Consider the following 18525-nt stretch of genomic DNA (forward strand, 5'->3'; position numbering starts at 1 on the left):
TACGGGCCGCAGGCTGGTCGGATGGCTCACTCCGCGGCGACGACCACCGACTGCGAGGCCGACGTGAGCACCGTATCGGTTCCACTCTCGGAGTCGATCACCGCCGTCAACACCGCGACGAACTCGGTGATGAAACGGTGGACGTTGGTGGACGCGACATCCGAACTGGGGAATCGCGCAGAGATGTTGAGCCCTTCGAGGGTCCTGTTCACCCAGAAATAGACCTCGTCGTCTGCGTGGCAGTTGCTTCGCAGAGCCCGACCCTTTCGGCCCTGCCACTGCGCGGCGTCCGGAAGGAACCGAAGGTCGATGTAGGAGACCACGAATCGGGGAATTTCGGTCGACTCGAGAATCTGGGCGATCTTCGAGTAGGGCATCCGTGCCAGCCCCTTGTGGGCTGCGCCCGCAGTTGCCGCGGCCTCGAGGGCCTCACCGAAGGTGCGAGCGTCGTCGAGCCGGACCTCCATGGGCAGAATCCCGACGTACCAGCCGACCGACGCGGCCCACTTCTGCTCGTCTCTGGTGTGCATCGGCATGACGGTGCGCAACGACGTGCGTCCGGACAGGCGAAGGTTGGTCAGCGCCAGAGCGGCGAGTATTCCGGCCTGCATGTTGTACCCGGCACCGCGGCACGCGGCGTTGAAGGCATCGGATTGATCGGAGGTCAGCAGCCACGACGAGATGCTGCTCTGAGCGGCAGGGCCGGAGGCGGCGAGTGCGCGATCGACCGTCACCGGAAGTGGGAAGGCCGGAAAGCGCCCGTCCTCCACGGCCAGAAAGTCCTGCCAGGTACGAACGGCACTGTGGTCGCCGGTCAACGTCTCGCCGAGTGCCCGCTCGGACTGGCTGAAATCGACGTAGCTACCGACCTCGGGCAGTTCCGGGTCGATGCCGTCGAGGGCGTGTGCGTAGAGCCGGTCGATCTCGTTGATGGCGTAGATCTGACTGTAGGCGTCCATCACGGAATGGTCGGCGGCGAAAGCGAGGAGGAACGACTCTCCCGGCCCGTTCGAGAGAGCGCGCGAGGCGTCGTCGGGCTCGATGGTGGCGAGAACGAAGTGCGGCCACGCCGTCGGCGACACGGTCTCGCCGAACCAGGAGTGCAGATGGCTGAAGACCTGAGTCTCGGTCCGAGGCTCGGTGTGCGCCCGATCCGTCACCCGCACTGCATCGGTCGGTGCGGTGTACCGCAGCCACGAACCCGATGTCTCGTCGCGCCGAACCTTGGTCCGAAATGCTTCGTGACGACCCATGTACGCGGCGATGGTTGCCCGCACTGCCTCGACGTCGTAGCGGCGATGAATCTCGAACACCGTGCCGATCCACGAGCCCGGTGCGCTGCGCTCGCAGTGATCCTGATGTGTGAAGGACAGACCGCGGGGGTCCGGTGCCCACCGGTCGTCGTCGACACGGGGGACCCACTCGGTGAGGCGTCCAGCGGGAAGGGGGTAGTCAGCGAGTTCGGTGTATTCCATGAGGTCCTCTTCCGTTCCGGCACGGCCAGCGGTGTTCGGCGTTGGTTCGGTGTTGTGCGTTCGATTACGATCGAGTCGGATTTGTAAAGCAATGGATGGTGCACGCAGCCGACTCATCGTTTATTCGGTTGCTGTTCGATTGCTGCTTTCCACATTGAAAGAACAACGTCATTGCCGTCGACCCGAAGCGAGTCCAGCACTCACGATAGGGCGAAAGTGAAATTATTTCGCGACGCGTAAAAGTAATACTTCTCACTATCGGGAGTCTTGACCGCAGGTCTTCCGGCCTCGGTCGGAACTGATCCGATTGCCGCCTCGTACGGCCGAATCACTGCCGAGGCCGGCGGCTTCGCTGGTGCCTCCCAGGTGACGGTGTGGTGCAACTCGGCCCGTGGGTGACAACACGACCCACGCCACGACTGGGCCCGAACATGGTGTGGGACACAGTCGAGTTGTTTTTTCAATGCATGTATTGCCGAATGCGAATGCGTAGTGGGTGAAGAATTGGCACCACTGCCGGTATTTGGGGGATGTAGTAGGTTCGGCGCGTGACTCGAATTGGATTTGCCGATCACCTGTTCTTGCGAATGCATCACGGCATCGGATATCCCGTCTACAACCAGTTCCTGTGGTGGTTCGACGAAACAATTCAGCGAGAAAACCTGGAAACACTGCGCGACCACCTGTCCGACGGTTTGCTTGCTCGTCGTGTGGTCGGGGCGACGGTGCCGACTGCCCGCGATCGATGGGTGCCTTCCAATGTTTCTCATTCACTGGACATTCATCCGGAATTCATCGACCCGGCCGAGGTGTTGGTCTGGGCCGACGGTCGACTCGATTCGGACATCGATCCCGAGACGGGTCTCGGATGGCGTTTGGCGGCAGCATCGCTGACGAACGGCGGGACCGTGCTCTCGCTGGTGGCCTCGCACATGGTCGCCGACGGCGGTGCTCTGATCGCTGCAGTCCGTGCTGCGAATTCCCGGTCCCAGCAACGGCGGTTGGCTCCGGGCGTGGACGGGATCGCGGCCGTCGGCTCGGATCTGCGAGACGCCGCGGAGCAGGTACGGTCCGTTGCCGGATGGCTGATGGACACGGCTGTCTCGGCTCTGCCGATGCGTACCCGATCCGGCCCGGTTGCGCCCGCCCCGGTCTCACGCCCGACGCGTTCCGATCCAGCGACCGAAGCGGTGGACCACGACTGGGCATCGCCCCATCTGGTGTTCGAGGTGGACGCGGCCACGTGGAAGGCAACCGCGGGGCGGTGGGGTGGTACGTCGAACTCCCTGTTCATTGCGGTTCTGACCGCAGCATCCGGGCAGGCCGGGCGGGCCACGACAGGCGACACGGTGCAGTGGTCTCTGCCGGTCAGTGATCGCACCGCCACCGACACCCGCTCCAATGCCACCAAAATCGTGAAGATCGCGGTCCCGGTCACCGATGCCGCAGACCGCGACCTGACGGCGATCCGGGCAATCAGCAAGGCTGCATTCACCGCTCTCGCTGCACGGCAGGCAGCAGGCCAGCAGCCCGCAGGTATCTCGCAGGCCCTCGTGCAGATGCTTCCCGACGCGGTGGTTGCACGTGTCCCGCAACCGCGTGACGGAGCCGAAGGGCTGGCGTCCAACCTGGGCGTCCTGCCCGAGGACTTCATCACGGTGGCGGGCGTCCGTGCCCGCGCAGTCTCGGGCAGAGCGACTTTCTTCGGTGCCGATGCCGCATTCGCGCGCTCGCTGGACGGTGGCCTGACAGCCTGGATGTGTGAGACGGACTCGAGCGTCACAGTGACCGTCCACGCCATGGATCCCGACCGCTTCATCGACGAGCAGGGTCTGCGAGACCACGTCACCGAAGCGCTCGGTCGATGGGAACTCTCGCCGCGATTCTGGTGACGGTGTCAGCGGTCCCGCGCGGCCGACTCGGCGATGTCGGCAGCCACTACCACCGCTGTGGCCGTCGGGGCCACGGCGTCGGCGAGTCGACGTGCCGCCTGCCTGGCCCGGCCGGTGGTGACATCGCTGATGCCTTGCTGCAGAAGGGATTCGGTCAGCGAGGTGAACTTGGTGCTGGTTCCGGCTCCGATCCGACGTAGCGCGGCTCCCCAGAACGGTTGATCGGCGCTGAACCAGCACACGAGCGTCGGGATACCGGCCCGCGCAGTCGCGGCGGTCGTACCCGCACCACCGTGGTGAACCGCAGCCAGACAGCGCGGGAAGACGCTCGCATGATCGACCGACTCCACGATCATCATGTTGGAATTGGATTGGGCAGCAACCGAATCGGCACCGGCAAGGTCGCTCCAGCCGGCGCAGACGAGAGCGCGCACGCCGAGCCGTCCCGTCACGTTCTCGATCATGCGCAACAACGCCGCTGGGTCCGGCACAGGCATGCTGCCGAAGCCGAAGTACACCGGCGCAGAGCCTGCCAGCAACCACTCCTCCAGCGCGGGATCGGAGTCGAAATTCCCACTGCTCAGGCCCAGGAATCCGACGAACGGACGCGCTGGGCCCCACTGCTCGGCGAGCCCGGGGAACAGTGCCGACTCGTAGGCCTGAATTTCGACCCCGCCGTAACGTTCGGACCGAACGGGCAACGAATCGCGGGTCGGTGCCAGACCCAAGGACACTCGCTGGGCGTTCTCGCGAGTCCTCATCGATCTCCAGCGCATCGACTCCGCAAGGGCCCACATCGATCGGTTGACGAAGCCCGGCAAGGTCACACCCGGCGTCACGGGCACCACGTCGTTGCGCCGGAGCGGGCAATAATGCAGTACGACAAACGCATTGCCTGCGGACTCCGCCATGTTGAACGCCATCTCCTGCCCCAGTGACCCGGTGACCACCGCGTCGCAGCCCTGCGCCATCTGCTCGAGTTCGGCCGTCATCTGGTCCCAGCCGTAGTTGGCCAGTTCTGCGAGCGCTGCCATTCTGGTTCGCGGATCACGCGACTTGATTCGTACCCTGATCAGCTCCGACTCCAACAGGCGATGGGTGTCGGGCCCGAACGAAACCACGCGGATTCGTTCGTGTTCGGCGGTGGTCGCGCGAGCGAAATCCACCAGATTGGGAGGTGCGCCGAATACGACGTCGTGTCCGCGATCTGCGAGTTCGACACCGAGTGCCAGTCCGGGCGTCACGTCGCCACGGCTTCCGTTGAACGGCATCACGAACTTCATACGGTCACTCGCAGTCGCCTCGGCGTCGGATCGAGAAACAACCTATCAGTACCGCCCGCCACAGCCCGATGCGGAAAACATATGGTGCGAAACACATTTGCGGCCCACCTGCGACCGCACCCGTGCGGCGATAGTCTCTCGTGGTGGAAAGACTGACGTACGACGACGACCTGTTCCTCCGCATGGAATGCGTACTCGGAGTACCCGTGGTGAATCAGATCGTCTGGCGGTTCGACCGTCCCGTCGCACTCGACGCGCTCGAATCGATGTGGAACCTGCTTGCCGCAGGCCCCATCGATCGCTCCGTTCGGCGGTCGCGGGTGCCCGGCGCGCGGGACAGCTGGACCTCGGCACGGCGAGCTGCCGATCCCGTGTTCATCGGATCGCCGATCGCCCGCGCAGCTGTCGAGCAGTGGATCGAGGACGAGGCCGCCGTGACGTTGGACCCGATCGAGGGACCGGCGTGGAGACTGTCGGCGACCTCGGTGCAGGAGGGCGGCACGGTCGTGTCCTTGGTCGGCTCCCACGTCGTCGGGGACGGCGGTGCCTTGACCTCCGCCGCCGCTGCCGCACTGTCCGGCCGCGCCGTCCCCGACGATTTCGCTCCCGTCGAGCAGGGTTCCGAGTCGGCGATCGCGCACATCGGTGCCGATCTCGCTGACGGTGTCGGCCGGATCGGGGCTGCACTCTCGGGTGCGGCGCGAGCGCTCGGACGCACCGCGGTAGAGGCGGTTCGGGCACGATCCACGTCGTCGGCCGACGCAGGCAGCAGCGCACCGACTACCGATAAGGACCGCCCACGCGTGATCGTCGCACCTGCGGAGGGCACGTGGAGGCCGAGCACCGTCGTCGTCGACTGCCTCTCCGCGGACTGGTCTGCTGCCGCAGCGCGCAAAGGCGGAAGCTCCAACAGTTTGCTGGTCGCGGTGGTGCTGGGGATCCTGACCGGGAGCGGACGGATCACGACGCAGGACCGAGTGCGTGTCGCCCTTCCGGTCAGTACCCGAACTGCGGGCGACCGGCGGGCCAACGCGACATCGGGTGTCTCGATCCAGGTCGACGGGGGAGGGGAGTACCGCGATGACCTCGGAGCGATTCGAGCGTCGAGCAAGCAAGCATTCACGACCCAGGCCGATCGCACGGTCACGACGACGTTCGAGCTCCTCAAACCACTGATGCAGGTGCTGCCCGACGCCATCGTGGCCAAACTCGCCGCGTCGGGATCGGCACCGCTGTGCCTGTGCTCGAATCTCGGTGCCCGAGGAGTCGCCCTCCGCGCCATCGGCGGTGTCGACGCCACCGCGGTGGCGATGAGGTCGATCACACAGAACACCGACGTGGCCCTGCTGCGCCGCACCGGCGGAGGCGTCAGCGCCTGGTGGAACGAATCCGGCGAACGCGCAACCCTGTGCGTCACCGGACTCGATCCGGACAGCTTTCCCAGCAAGCAACACCTGCGTGGGCTCGTCGGGGCCGAGTTCGAGCGATGGGGCCTCACTCCCGAATTCTGGTGACCTCGAGACAAGTCACAAATGCATGTAAGGACGGATTTCGGCCGGATTGCCGGTGCAGCTATGCTTTCCGACTGTTCGAGTGTTCGGGCAGGTGCGAGAAAAGGGGAGCGATCCATGGCAGTGGTCGTGTTGTTCGGGTCCGAGACCGGTACGGCCGAAGAGGTCGCGGACAAGATTGCGGACGTGCTCAGCGATCATGACGCCGAGGTGCGCGACATGCTCGAATACGAGGTGTCCGACATCGACACGAACGACTTCCACGTGGTGATCTGCTCCACCTACGGTGACGGAGAACTCCCCACCGGTGCAGAACCCTTCTTCGATGCACTCGTCGAGGACGCTCCCGACCTCGCCGGCCTGCAGTTCGCCATCTTCGGACTGGGTGACCGGGTCTACGAGGACACCTTCAACCGCGGCGGCGAGATCATCGCAGACAAGCTCACCGAGCTCGGCGGCAAGCAGGTCGGTACCCACGCTCGGCACGACAGTTCCTCGAACATCAAGCCGAAGACCATGGCCGAGGAGTGGGCTCGCGAATTGATCGACCTGCTGCCCTGACGTCGGGACCCGGCTCCGACGGCGCGACGGCCGGCGGAGCCGCATCGTTCACGACGGCGTCTGGTCCCAGAGAGCGGCCAACGACGTGCCCACACGAGTGAGCAGGGTTCGCACCAGCGGTAGGCCTATACCGACCACCGACGACGGATCGCCTTCGATGCGGTCCACGAACCAGCCGCCGAGCCCGTCCAGCGTGAACGCTCCGGCCACCAGCAGCGGCTCGCCGGAGGCGAGGTAGGCCTCGAGATCCGCCGTGGACGGCGTCGCGAAATGCACGGTGGTCGAACTGTGCGCCGCAGCCTGTGCGACGACCAGGCCGCCCGTCACCCTCAGCACTGCGTGGCCGGTCAGCAGTTCGCCGCTGTTGCCCGCCATGGACTGCCATCTCTCGCGCGCCACGTCAACTGAATGCGGCTTTCCGTGTAGCTCGCCGCCGATCGACAACATCGAATCGCAGCCCACTATCACCAGGTCGTCGGCCGAACCCGAGAACGTCTCGGCCACCGCCGCCGCCTTGGCTCGGGCCAACTCCGTGACCACCGTTTCCGGAGACGCAGAGGGCCCGAGCGCCGAGGTCAGTGCATCCTCGTCGACACCCGATACCCGGACGATCGGCTCGACCCCGGCACCGCGGAGCACCGACAGACGAGCCGGCGACGCAGACGCCAGCACCAAGCGAACAGGGCCCGTCGCGGCCTCGGAGGACGGCATCGTCACCGTGGGTAGCGCCCCGAAGCGGCATACGAATACGCAGACTGAGGCGCGAACCGGCGATGCAGCAACTCGGGCGAACCCCACAGCTCTCGAGGCCGAGGATCGCTCGTCGACGAAGATCCGTTCTGGGCGGCCGTAAGAACCGACACCAGAGCGGCAAGCTCCTCGTCGCTGGGATTGCCCTTCACCACTCGAATGGCCGGAGCAACCTCGGAGACAGCGTCGTTCGTCCCGGCAGCCTCGTCGCTCACTGCGTCGTGGTTCGCGCCGCTCACTGCGTCATGATTCGCTGCGTCGTTCATAGGGGGATGTTTCCGTGTTTCTTGGGTGGGAGGGTGACTTGTTTGCGTTCGAGTAGTCGTAGTGCGGTGACGATCTGTCCGCGGGTGTGACTGGGGGGGATGACGGCGTCGAGGTAGCCGCGTTCGGCCGCGATGTACGGGTTGACGAGGGTGTCCTCGTACTCCTGCTGCAACGTCAGGCGTAGCGCGTCGACGTCCTCGCCGTTCTTGGCGGCCTCCAACAGTTTCTTGCGGTACACGAACCCGACGGCACCCGAGGCTCCCATGACCGCGATCTGCGCGGTCGGCCACGCGAGGTTGACGTCGGCTCCCATGTGCTTGGATCCCATCACGTCGTACGCCCCGCCGTACGCTTTGCGGGTGATGACGGTGATCTTCCCGACCGTCGCTTCCCCGTAGGCGTACAACAGTTTCGCGCCACGACGGATGATGCCGTTGTACTCCTGGCCGGTCCCGGGCAGAAAGCCCGGCACATCGACCAGGGTGATGATCGGAACGTTGAAACAATCACACGTGCGCACGAACCGCGCCGCTTTCTCCGACGCATCGATATCGAGTGTTCCCGCGAACTGGGTGGGTTGATTGGCCACGATCCCCACCGAGCGGCCGTCGATACGCCCGAACCCGACGATGATGTTGCGGGCCCGACCTTCTTGCACTTCGAGGAATTCGTCGTCGTCGAGGATCCGTCGAATCACCTCGTGCATGTCGTACGGGGTGTTCGGTGAATCCGGGATCAGGGTGTCGAGTTCGAGGTCCTCCGCGGTCAAGGAGTCTTCGATGGATCCGATCACCGGGTCCGACGGGACGGTGCGCGGGGCATCGGCCCGATTGTTCGACGGCAGGTAGGAGAGGAGGTCGCGGACGTAGTCCAGGGCGTCGTGTTCGCCGGACGCGACGTAGTGCGCGACCCCGGATTTCTCCATGTGGGTGTGCGCGCCACCGAGTTCTTCCATCGTGACGTTCTCCCCGGTGACGGTTTTGATGACGTCGGGTCCGGTGACGAACATCTGGCTCGTGCCGTCGACCATGACCACGAAATCGGTCAATGCCGGGGAGTAGACGTGCCCGCCTGCAGCGGGTCCCATGATCAGTGAGATCTGTGGGATGACCCCGGAGGCGCGGACGTTGCGGTGGAAGATCTCGCCGTACAGTCCGAGGGAGACGACCCCTTCCTGGATGCGGGCTCCGGCCCCTTCGTTGATCCCGACCAGGGGGCGGCCGGTTTTGACGGCCAGGTCCATCACCTTGACGATCTTCTCGCCGTAGATTTCACCTAAGCTGCCACCGAAGACGGTCGCGTCCTGGGAGAACACGCACACATCACGGCCATCGACGGTGCCGTAGCCGGTGACGACACCGTCACCGAAGGGCCGGTTGTCGGCCAACCCGAAATTCTGTGAGCGGTGCCGAGCCAGGGCATCGAGTTCGACGAACGAACCCTCGTCGAGCAGAGCGGTGATCCGCTCCCGCGCGGTCAACTTCCCTTTGGCGTGGACTTTGTCCACCGCAGCCTCACCCGAGGGCACCTCGGCAACCGCGAGACGTTTACGAAGATCGGCCAATTTACCCGCAGTGGTATGGATATCGGGGGTTTCGGCCGACCCGTGTGCAGTGGAATCCTGGACGCTGGTCATGGGGAACAACTTTAACTGCGAGTGTGATCTGCGCCCCGACCGAGGGTGGTTCGCGAAGACCGTTGCAGATCTGCGAGCCCATATGCTGGTGCGCATGTGGACAAACCTCGATCGCCCGCCGCTGGATGTGCGCGCGCTCCGCCGGGCGCTGGTGGACGGCCCGCAGGCCTCGTGGTCTCGGGTGGATGTGGTGGCAGAAACCGGCTCGACCAATGCCGACCTGATCGCCGGGGCCGCGAACTACGCCGACCGGACGGCGCTGATCGCGGAGCACCAGGGCAACGGACGCGGCAGGCACTCACGGCCGTTCTCGGGTGCGCCTCGGTCACAGATCCTGGTGTCGATGCTGCTCAAATTCCCGGGTATCGATCCCGCGGTGCTCGGGTGGGCGTCGCTCATGACCGGAATCGCACTGGTCGACGCGTTGCGAACAGTCGGCGAGGTCGATGCGCGTCTGAAATGGCCCAACGACGTCCTGATCGGGGGCAAGAAGGTGTCGGGCATCCTGGCCGAGGTCGCTGCGCATGGCCCCTCACCCACGGTGGTCATCGGGCTGGGGGTCAACGTGTCGATGACGGCGGACGAGCTGCCGGTACCCACGGCTACCTCGCTCGCCCTCGAAGGAGCCGCGGTTCTCGACCGCGACACCTTGGTTCGGGCGATCCTGCGCGGGATGGCCGCCGAGGTGGATTCGTGGCGGGATTCGAACTGGAAGACCGACGCGCTCGCCCATCGGTACCGGGAGAGGTGCGGCACCATCGGGCAACGCGTTCGGGTCGATCTGCCAGGCGGCGAAGAGAAGGTGGGAACCGCGGTCGACGTCGACGAGCACGGCCGGATCGTGATCGAGGTGGAGCAACCGGGATCCGTTCGGCCGACTGTGCTGGCCGTCGCGGCCGGAGACGTCACTCACCTTCGGCCTCTGTCGTGAGACCATCTCTCGCAGGAGCGGAGCCTGCGGAGTGACCGCTCTTCGGCGGCGGCGGCGGTAGCGAGTAGTCAGGAGTGCACGGTGGGTTATCCACAGGACGCGTTGGCCGATGAGGAAGAGCTCCTGCTTCATCATCACCCGCACTGGAAGATGCTGGTTCTGCCGTCGATCACGTTCGTGCTCGTCACGGGCGTGGCAGGCGTCGCCCTCGGCGTCGCAAGTGCACGGCTGGACTCGTCGGCTGCGAACGTGGCCACGATCGCGACAGTCGTGCTGTGGGCGGCGATCGTCGTATGGCGGTGCCTGGTGCCTCTGATCAGCTGGAAGTGCACCCATTTCATCGTCACCGATCGGCGAGTGTTGATTCGGCAGGGCGTGCTCACCCACTCCGGCATCGACATTCCGATGAGCCGAATCAGCAACGTGCAATTTCGACACGGGCTGATCGATCGGATGTTGGGGACCGGGACACTCATCATCGCCTCGGCTTCGGACGACCCACTCGAGTTCGACGACATTCCGCATGTGCAACGCGTCCATTCCCTGCTCTACCAGCAGGTATTCGACTCGATGGAATACCGTCGCGAATCGGTGCACGGCCGGCAGGCGGCGTTCGAGCCGACGGCCGAGGATTCCGATACGGAGTCCAAGCCCGGTTGGCGCGCTGGGAAACGCAAGTAACACAGGCTGTTCTCACCTTCGAACCGTAGGGTGACCGATGTGACCGACGTGCTGCTTGCCGAAGACGACGAAGCCATCGCTGCGCCCCTCTCCCGCGCTCTCGGGCGCGAGGGGTACACGGTGACCGTCGAACAGACCGGCCCCGCAACCCTTCAGCGCGCGCTGGACGGAAAGTTCGACCTGCTGATCCTCGACCTGGGCCTGCCCGGGATGGACGGACTCGAAGTGTGCCGACAGGTGCGCGCCAACCGATCCGAGGTGGCCGTCCTCATGCTCACCGCACGAACCGACGAGGTCGATTTCGTCGTGGGACTGGACGCCGGTGCCGATGACTACGTCGGCAAGCCCTTTCGGCTCGCCGAGCTGATGGCCCGCGTGCGCGCGCTGCTCCGCCGCCGCGGCGCAGGGGAGGATTCTCCGATCGAGGTCGGTGCCATTCGCCTCGAACCCGCTGCCCGACGCGTCCTGGTCGGCGGCACCGAGATATCTCTTGCCAACAAGGAATACGAGCTGCTCAAGGTCCTTCTCGACCACGCCGGCCAAGTCGTCTCACGCGAGGTGATCCTGCGAGAGGTCTGGGGCGACGCGGAGTTGCGGGGATCCAAGACTCTCGACATGCACATGTCCTGGCTGCGTCGCAAGATCGGCGACGAGGGACCCGTGGCCGAGCGTCGTATCGCAACGGTGCGCGGCGTCGGATTCCGCATCAACAGCGACTAGTCGTCCATGCGACGTCGGATTCTCGTCTCGATTCTCGCTGTCGTCGTCATGACGGCATTGCTGCTCGGATTACCTCTGATGTACACCGCCTGGCTGTGGGTCGAGGATTTCACGCGTAACGACCTGCAGGCACGCCTGGATCGGATGGCAGCGGAGATCATCTCGCAGGAGGGGTCGGCCGGGCTGATCGAGGGCCAACTCGATATCGGCTCACTCCGGCTGGCCATCCCACAGGGTGGCCGGCTGGTGGTCATCTACCCGACCCCCGAGGACGCGGCGTCACGCGCAGACATCGGTCAGTCCTTCGTGCCTCGGCCGCTCGTGGAGTCACTGTCGATGGGGACCTCGGGTTCGCTTCGACTCGAAGTGCCGTCCGACGACATGCGTTCGCTCCAACGCCAGGCACTCGGAGCAGTGACTCTCGTCGTCCTCGCATCCGCGATGGCGGGCACCGTCGTGGCCGTCGTGACAGCCAAGCGGCTGGCCGACCCACTGCAGGACGTGGCGCGGCGGGCTGCACGATTGGCCGAGGGCGACTTCAGGCCTGATCCACGACGGCACGGCATCGCAGAGCTCGATCGGGTCTCGGAGGTCCTGGACTCGGCCACCGTCGAGATCGCAGGCCGGCTGCAGCGAGAACACACGTTGGTCGCCGATGTCTCGCATCAACTGCGCAGCCGCCTGACCGCCGTCCGCCTACGCCTGGACGAAATCTCCACGCACCCGGACCCGGCGGTGGTCGACGAGGCCAACGAGGCGATGGATCAGGTCGACCGACTGACCCTGGCCATCGACGAACTCGTTCGATCGTCCCGCAGTGACGGGGCTGCCGATGCCCATGAGGTCTCGGTTGTCGAGGAACTGAACGGCGTCGTCGTCGAGTGGCAGCGAAACTTCGAGGACGTGGGTCGAACCCTGGTGATCAGGGGTGACGTGGATCTGAAGGCGTCGGTGACAGGGTCGCGTCTACGCGAAGCCGTATCGGTGCTGATCGACAATTCTCTGGTCCACGGAGATGGGGCGTGCACGGTGGCAGTGCGGGCCGTCTCGGCCGTGGAGAGCACCGAACGACGCCGTGAACGGCTGGTGTGCGTCGAGGTCTCCGACACCGGACCCGGGGTGAGCAACGAACTCGCGCCGCACATCTTCGACCGCGGATTCTCCGGTGCCGGCTCCACCGGCGTCGGACTCGCACTGGCCCGTGCGTTGATCGAGGCGGACGGCGGAAGGCTGGAACTGCAGCGACGCCGCCCCGCACTCTTCTCGGTGTTCCTACCGGCGTGGCGTGAACCGTCGCCTGCTCTGCCTCGCCGCGAACCGCGCTGACGTCTCAGGGTTGGTCGAGTGCCCCGGTCGGGTCCTCGTCGCGCTCGGCGTCCACTTCCAAGATCGTGCGCGCGTCCTCGGGAAACGCGAAGCGGCGTAATGCCCAGAACCGGAACGCCATCTGCAGCAGGTTGCCGATGATGTAGTTGAGGACGAAGTCGATGACGACCACCGTCGTGAGCGATTGACTGGTGTCGCGAATGTCGAAGACGTTGTTCGCGATCCACAGGGGTCCGGCCGCGATGAGCACGCCGATGCCGCTGATCGCGAAGAAGAGCAGGGCCTCGTGGTGCCGCTCGTGTCCGCCACGATGCTTGAAGGCCCACTCGCGGTTGAGGAAGTAGCTCAGCAGGGTGGCGAGAACGCCCGAGATGATCTTGGCGATCACCGGCTTGTGCTCGAGCACCGTCAGGCTCAGCGAGTAGAAGATGACGAGGTCGAAGACCATCGTCGTACCACCCACGATGGCGAACTTGATCAGCTCGCTGTGCCGAATCGCAAGATCCCGGATGGGCGTGGGTAAGCGATGAAGCACGCTGTCGATCGTCGGCACAACGGTGAAGTCTACGAAATACACCCCCGATTCGCCGAACCGAGGCTCCGATCATCAGGGTTTCCACAGGTCCCCGTCCAGTATGTGGCCCTCCGAGCGAGACTCCGGTTCGGACCGAGCGCGCCCGACATGACACCATGGTGAGCCGTGACAGGTACCGAACCGCGCCCCAGTACTGCGCGACCGTCGTCGACCGGAATGCCCGTGGTGACCATGATCGGCGGTGGTCAGCTCGCCCGAATGACCCATCAATCCGCGATCGAGCTCGGCCAGACGCTTCGCGTCCTGGCCGCGGGTGCCGACGAGCCGGCAGCTCAGGTGAGCCCCGATGTCGTCTTCGGTCACCACGACGACCTCGATGCGCTGCGCACCGCCGCGACCGGTTCCATTGCGCTGACCTTCGACCACGAGCAGGTGCCTACCGAGCACCTGGAAACCCTCGTGGCGGAAGGCGTGAACGTACAGCCGCCGCCGAGTGCGTTGATCTTCGCGCAGGACAAACTGCGCATGCGTCGCAAGCTGGCCGAGCTCGGAGCTCCCGGACCCGCCTACGCAGAGGTGTCCTGGGCGCAGGACGCGATTGCCTTCGGAGACGAGCACGGGTGGCCGGTGGTGCTCAAGGCAGTCCGCGGCGGCTACGACGGGCGCGGAGTATGGATGCCTGCCGACGCCGAGGAAGCCGAAGAGATCGTCACGGCGCAACTCGACCGCGGTGTTCCGCTCATGGTGGAGGAGAAGGTCGCCATGCGCCGCGAGCTGTCGGCGATGGTCGCCCGATCGCCGTTCGGTCAGGGAGCGGCATGGCCCGTGGTGCAGACCGTGCAGCGCAACGGCCAGTGCGCCGTGGTGCTGGCACCGGCTCCCGATCTCGACGAGGACGTCGCCACGTTCGCAGGCAGGCTTGCACTCGACATCGCAGGCGCGCTCGGCGTCGTGGGAGATCTGGCAGTCGAACTGTTCGAGACCACCTCGGGCAAGCTCTTGGTGAACGAACTCGCGATGCGTCCGCACAACTCCGGTCACTGGACCATGGACGGGTGCCGCACCTCGCAATTCGAGCAACACCTGCGCGCAGTGTTGGACTACCCGCTCGGTGATACCGACCCTCTCGCTCCGTTGACGGTGATGGCGAACATCCTGGGCGCACCCGAGGCACCCGAGATGACGATGGACGAGCGACTGCACCACCTGTTCGCCCGCATGCCCGACGCGAAGGTGCACCTGTACGGCAAGGGCGAACGCAAGGATCGCAAGATCGGCCACGTCAACATTCTCGGCGCGCAATCGGGTTCGCTCGCCGATCCTGCCTACGTGGCCTCGGTGCGCGAGCGAGCCGAGCGCGCAGCCCACTGGATGTCGCACGCCGAATGGACCGACGGATGGGATCCGCACGATGACTGACAACACCACCTCGACATCCAGTCCTGCCGTGGGCCTCATCATGGGCAGCGACTCCGACTGGCCGACGATGGAAGCCGCAGCAGAAGCGTTGGCGGAGTTCGGTATTCGCTTCGAGGTCGGAGTGGTCTCGGCGCACCGCACCCCGCAGCGAATGCTCGACTACGCCCGCGACGCTGCAGGCCGAGGGATCCGGGTGATCATCGCCGGTGCCGGGGGAGCGGCGCACTTGCCCGGGATGGTGGCGTCGGCGACGCCACTGCCGGTGATCGGCGTTCCGGTACCGCTGAAGTATCTCGACGGTATGGACTCGCTGCTCTCGATCGTCCAGATGCCGGCGGGTGTTCCGGTGGCAACGGTCTCCATCGGTGGTGCTCGCAACGCAGGATTGCTTGCGGTCCGGATTCTGGGTGCGTCCGATCCGGCTCTGCAGCAGCGGATGTCGGCCTTTCAGGCCTCGCTCGAGGCAATGGTGCTGGAGAAGGACAAGGCGCTGCGCACGACCCTGCTCGGGTGACCGGAACCGTGTCGCGGCGCGAGCAGATCGAGCGCGCGGGTCGCAGCAGTCGGCAGGCCGAGTTCGTCACCCGGCTGGCGTTGCTCTATGCCCGTCTGTGGCGCGGTACCCCGAGCTTCGACGACGAGTTCTCGATTTTCGTGTGCACGGGACTGCGCGGCGGATTCGGCCGTGGCGGAACGACATTCGGTGGTGCCTACTTGACTAAGGGCAACACCGCACGTCGGGTGCTGCGCCACGAGGCCGTGCATGCCGACCAGTGGGCTCGTTTCGGGCTGACCTTCCCGTTCCGTTATCTCGCCGAGGAAGCGCGGCATCGGGGCCCGGCCAACAAGTACGAAATCGAGGCTGGTCTCGCCGACGGCGGCTATCGGCAGCCCGACTGAACAACGTTGCCCCGGCCGACACGGTCAGGCAAGGGTCGCGGTGACCTTCTCTGCGTCTCTGCGGTGATCGAGCTTCGTCTCGTCGGGATTGGCCACCTGAACCAGTGACGCACCGACGACGAGAACCGACAGCAGACCGTCGATCAACTGGTCCGCGTCGGTCCAGGACGCACTCGACATCACCCGGTCCGAGGCCGCCAGCGAACGGCCGTCGGCCCGCTCACGTGCGGCACCGAGGACCTCGTTTACCGAACGCCCGTCCAACGCCGCGGCTCCGCTCCCGGAACCAGCGACCCTGAACTGGTCGCCGTGCACACGCACCGACGTCGCGTAGTCGGTCATCCCGATCGGCAGATCGGGGACTGCCTTCCCGAATGCGTCCAGTGAGAATGCCAGCACCTCGTCGACGTCCGGGGACTCGTCGAGGCGGTCTGCCGGTACCATCGCCACATCGGCGCTGTCGTCGACTCCCAGGACCACCTCGCCACCCGCCCACCAGATCCCCAGCAGTGCGGCGGCCGTCTGCCAGTGCGCGGGCAGCAGCACACTCACCTTGCCGCCCACCTCGAATGCGAACTCGTCGCGCAGAAGATTGGCGGTCTTGGCCGCCCAGTTCGCGAGCGTCACCGCCGATACCTCCACCCGCTCGCCGGTCGCGTCGTCGTAGAACGTGATGCGCGGACCGGCCGGATCAGCGGCGAGAATCGGGTCGAGCAGAGTCTGTGTCAGATTCGAGGCCACGTCACGAACCCTAGACGACGGTCGATGACGCCCGGCCACACGCCGTGAGCGGTGCCGTTCAGTTGACGCACATGGGACCGGTGGAGCCGGCGTCGATCGGCGCTACCGGGGCCTCGGGCACCGTGGTATTCGTCTCGGGAGCGATGGTTTCCGCCGTCGCGGACTGGCCGGAACCGGGCCCGGCGTAGTCGTTCGCCAGCACCACGCGAACGGTGTTCGCAGGCAGTGATTCGTCGACTGTGATCTGCAGATTGCCCAGGGCCGCCGAGACGGCGCGCGCAGCATCACTGTCGACGTCCGCGGACTCGATGCGGCTCGTGGAGACGGATGTTCCCTCGTAGTTTCCGACGGTGCCGCCGACGTATCCCGATGCCGCGAGCGAACCGGCGACACCGTTGGCCAGACCGTCGATCCCGCTGTCGTTTGCGACGTCCACAGTCACCGTGGATGGATCGACCTTCGGTGCTTCCGAGTTCTCGACGTCGGTCTCGGCCGAATCGCCGTCACCGAGCAAACCTGCGACGTACTTCTTCACCGCAGCCGGGTCCACCTGCACGATCGATTCGCCGTAGTCGGTCGTCGCATTGATATCGACTGCGGGGATGGTCTCGAACTTGACCTTGCCGCCCGCGAGATCCTGCAGGCGAGTGGCGAACTGCAGAATGTCCCAGTCGGAATCGAGCGTCACCGATCGCTGTACGGCCGTGCTGAGTTGGCCGAGCTTGCTGGGATTGCTCAGCGTCTTGGCACTGAGCACACTGCGCACGAGCGAGGCCATGAACACCTGCTGGCGCACGATGCGGTCCAGGTCTCCGCGGGGAAGATCGTGCCGCTGTCGAACGAAACTCAGGGCCTGCGAACCGGCAAGCTTCTGCTCGCCCGCCGGGAAGTTCGCACCCGACAGAGGTTCTTGCACAGGATTGTTCAGGCACACCTCGACACCGCCGACGGCATCGGTGAGCAGCACGAAACCGAGCAGTCCCACCTCGGCATAGTGATCGACGGTGATCCCGGTGAGGTTGGCGACCGAATCGATGAGAGCCTCACGGCCGGCCTCGGTGGCCTGGGACTCGGCATCGGCGTCCGACACCCCCTGCTCGACCAGTTCGAGGCGCTTGTTCTCCTTGGTCGCGCCGTATGCAGCGTTGATCTTGGACATGCCGATGCCGGGAACCTCGACGTACGAATCTCGCGGGACCGAAATCGCGGTGGCCGACGAACCGTCGTTCGGGACGCGAATCAGCACGATCGTGTCGGTGTTCGACGCCACCTCCTCACCGGCGTTGAGGGACGCCAGCTCCTCGGGTGAGAGTGCTTTGCCGTGGGCGTCGGTGCGGCTGTCGGTACCGACCATCAGAATGTCGACGGCACCGTCCGCCGCGCCGCCGAGACCGAGACCGCCGGCCGTAGCGATGTTGGACCGCAGGCTGTCGACGCTGCGCCACGCGAAACCGGTCACCAGGAGAACGAGTACCGACAGCACTGCGACCGCGACGTGTGTCGCAGGCCAACGGGTGCTGCCACCCGCGCGAGGTGATCGGCCCTCGGAATCCGTGTGCTCGACGCGGACGCGAGGGCTACTTTGCGCCGCTCGGCGCGAGCGGCCGGTGGCGTCACTGCGAGTGCGCTGTCCACGGTCTCCCGAGCGGCGGTCCCCGCGCTCGTCGTCGTCACCGTATCGATGAGCCGCGCGTCCCTCGGGATCGCGGGGGCGGCGCGCGGCGCGCGTGTCGGGACCGTCGGTGGAACGGGGAACGCGCCGCCTCGGCGGGGGAGTGCGCTCACCTCCGGGCGTGCCTGAATCTCGTGGCACTCGACGACCCTCTCTCGTGTTCGGCCGGCCTGAAACACCCGCCCGCTTCGTTGTTCTCCCCCGTCGTTCGAAGGTTACTGGTCG

18 protein-coding genes are annotated in these 18525 nt (G+C 65.6%); 10 read left to right on the forward strand and 8 right to left on the reverse strand.

Translation table 11 applies throughout. From position 1 onward, the window contains the following. Window positions 1-26: 26 nt before the first annotated feature. Window positions 27-1475: a condensation domain-containing protein gene (locus ACNEOT_RS11985; RefSeq protein WP_415974258.1), complete on the reverse strand. Its 1449-nt coding sequence runs from the start codon at window positions 1473-1475 to the stop codon at window positions 27-29. A 548-nt stretch (window positions 1476-2023) separates the two neighbouring features. On the opposite strand from ACNEOT_RS11985, the gene ACNEOT_RS11990 reads away from it, so the two are divergent. Continuing rightward, entirely contained in the window at window positions 2024-3367 is a 1344-nt protein-coding gene (locus tag ACNEOT_RS11990) for a hypothetical protein (protein WP_415974259.1), read from the forward strand. 5 nt (window positions 3368-3372) lie between these two features. Here the strand turns inward: ACNEOT_RS11990 and ACNEOT_RS11995 are convergent, their stop codons facing one another. Continuing rightward, a complete protein-coding gene (locus ACNEOT_RS11995) occupies window positions 3373-4650 on the reverse strand; it encodes a glycosyltransferase (protein WP_415974261.1) in 1278 nt (425 codons plus the stop codon). A 143-nt stretch (window positions 4651-4793) separates the two neighbouring features. On the opposite strand from ACNEOT_RS11995, the gene ACNEOT_RS12000 reads away from it, so the two are divergent. Both ACNEOT_RS12000 and ACNEOT_RS12005 read left to right on the forward strand, forming a co-directional pair. Further along, window positions 4794-6164 carry a hypothetical protein gene (locus tag ACNEOT_RS12000; RefSeq protein WP_415974262.1) on the forward strand — a complete coding sequence of 457 codons (1371 nt, stop codon included), beginning with the start codon at window positions 4794-4796 and terminating at the stop codon, window positions 6162-6164. A gap of 114 nt (window positions 6165-6278) precedes the next feature. Beyond that, complete coding sequence (locus tag ACNEOT_RS12005; protein WP_415974263.1) at window positions 6279-6722, forward strand: flavodoxin domain-containing protein; 444 nt, start codon at window positions 6279-6281, stop codon at window positions 6720-6722. Between the two features lie 48 nt (window positions 6723-6770). Here the strand turns inward: ACNEOT_RS12005 and ACNEOT_RS12010 are convergent, their stop codons facing one another. The 3 genes from ACNEOT_RS12010 to ACNEOT_RS12020 are packed head-to-tail and all read right to left on the reverse strand — an operon-like array spanning window position 6771 to window position 9375. After that, window positions 6771-7433 carry a Maf family protein gene (locus ACNEOT_RS12010; RefSeq protein ID WP_415974264.1) on the reverse strand — a complete coding sequence of 221 codons (663 nt, stop codon included), beginning with the start codon at window positions 7431-7433 and terminating at the stop codon, window positions 6771-6773. A gap of 2 nt (window positions 7434-7435) precedes the next feature. Further along, a complete protein-coding gene (locus ACNEOT_RS12015) occupies window positions 7436-7738 on the reverse strand; it encodes an acyl-CoA carboxylase subunit epsilon (RefSeq protein ID WP_415974265.1) in 303 nt (100 codons plus the stop codon). Continuing rightward, complete coding sequence (locus ACNEOT_RS12020) at window positions 7735-9375, reverse strand: acyl-CoA carboxylase subunit beta (protein WP_415974266.1); 1641 nt, start codon at window positions 9373-9375, stop codon at window positions 7735-7737. Before ACNEOT_RS12020 ends, ACNEOT_RS12015 begins: the two co-directional genes overlap by 4 nt. Window positions 9376-9469: 94 nt before the next feature. On the opposite strand from ACNEOT_RS12020, the gene ACNEOT_RS12025 reads away from it, so the two are divergent. From ACNEOT_RS12025 to ACNEOT_RS12040, 4 genes are all read left to right on the forward strand, one after another. Then, window positions 9470-10306, forward strand: a complete 837-nt coding sequence (locus ACNEOT_RS12025) for a biotin--[acetyl-CoA-carboxylase] ligase (protein ID WP_415974267.1) — start codon at window positions 9470-9472, stop codon at window positions 10304-10306. 81 nt (window positions 10307-10387) lie between these two features. Further along, window positions 10388-10987, forward strand: coding sequence for a PH domain-containing protein (locus tag ACNEOT_RS12030; protein ID WP_415974268.1), 600 nt, complete (start codon window positions 10388-10390; stop codon window positions 10985-10987). Between the two features lie 39 nt (window positions 10988-11026). Further along, entirely contained in the window at window positions 11027-11707 is a 681-nt protein-coding gene (locus ACNEOT_RS12035; RefSeq protein WP_037190266.1) for a response regulator transcription factor, read from the forward strand. A 6-nt stretch (window positions 11708-11713) separates the two neighbouring features. Continuing rightward, window positions 11714-13033 carry a sensor histidine kinase gene (locus ACNEOT_RS12040; protein WP_415974269.1) on the forward strand — a complete coding sequence of 440 codons (1320 nt, stop codon included), beginning with the start codon at window positions 11714-11716 and terminating at the stop codon, window positions 13031-13033. A gap of 4 nt (window positions 13034-13037) precedes the next feature. Here the strand turns inward: ACNEOT_RS12040 and ACNEOT_RS12045 are convergent, their stop codons facing one another. Beyond that, a complete protein-coding gene (locus ACNEOT_RS12045) occupies window positions 13038-13586 on the reverse strand; it encodes a GtrA family protein (protein WP_415974271.1) in 549 nt (182 codons plus the stop codon). A gap of 147 nt (window positions 13587-13733) precedes the next feature. Between ACNEOT_RS12045 and ACNEOT_RS12050 the strand changes: the two genes are divergently transcribed. Genes ACNEOT_RS12050 through ACNEOT_RS12060 form a run of 3 tightly spaced genes read left to right on the forward strand, consistent with a single transcriptional unit; the run spans window position 13734 to window position 15887 of the window. After that, entirely contained in the window at window positions 13734-14987 is a 1254-nt protein-coding gene (locus tag ACNEOT_RS12050; protein ID WP_415974272.1) for a 5-(carboxyamino)imidazole ribonucleotide synthase, read from the forward strand. Next, window positions 14980-15501 (forward strand): 5-(carboxyamino)imidazole ribonucleotide mutase, encoded by a 522-nt coding sequence (purE, locus tag ACNEOT_RS12055; protein WP_415974273.1) that lies wholly within the window; start codon window positions 14980-14982, stop codon window positions 15499-15501. The genes ACNEOT_RS12050 and purE overlap by 8 nt, the downstream gene beginning before the upstream one ends. Next, window positions 15498-15887 carry a hypothetical protein gene (locus tag ACNEOT_RS12060; RefSeq protein WP_415974274.1) on the forward strand — a complete coding sequence of 130 codons (390 nt, stop codon included), beginning with the start codon at window positions 15498-15500 and terminating at the stop codon, window positions 15885-15887. Before purE ends, ACNEOT_RS12060 begins: the two co-directional genes overlap by 4 nt. Before the next feature lie 24 nt (window positions 15888-15911). Here ACNEOT_RS12060 and ACNEOT_RS12065 read toward each other — a convergent pair whose 3' ends face one another. Together ACNEOT_RS12065 and ACNEOT_RS12070 are read right to left on the reverse strand one after the other, a co-directional pair. Further along, on the reverse strand, window positions 15912-16628 hold the full coding sequence (locus tag ACNEOT_RS12065; RefSeq protein ID WP_415974275.1) for a TIGR03089 family protein: 717 nt from the start codon (window positions 16626-16628) through the stop codon (window positions 15912-15914). A gap of 58 nt (window positions 16629-16686) precedes the next feature. Continuing rightward, window positions 16687-18111: an LCP family protein gene (locus ACNEOT_RS12070; protein ID WP_415975109.1), complete on the reverse strand. Its 1425-nt coding sequence runs from the start codon at window positions 18109-18111 to the stop codon at window positions 16687-16689. Between the last annotated feature and the right edge of the window lie 414 nt (window positions 18112-18525).

The organism is Rhodococcus sp. 077-4 (assembly GCF_047782425.1).
Taxonomy (GTDB): domain Bacteria; phylum Actinomycetota; class Actinomycetes; order Mycobacteriales; family Mycobacteriaceae; genus Rhodococcoides.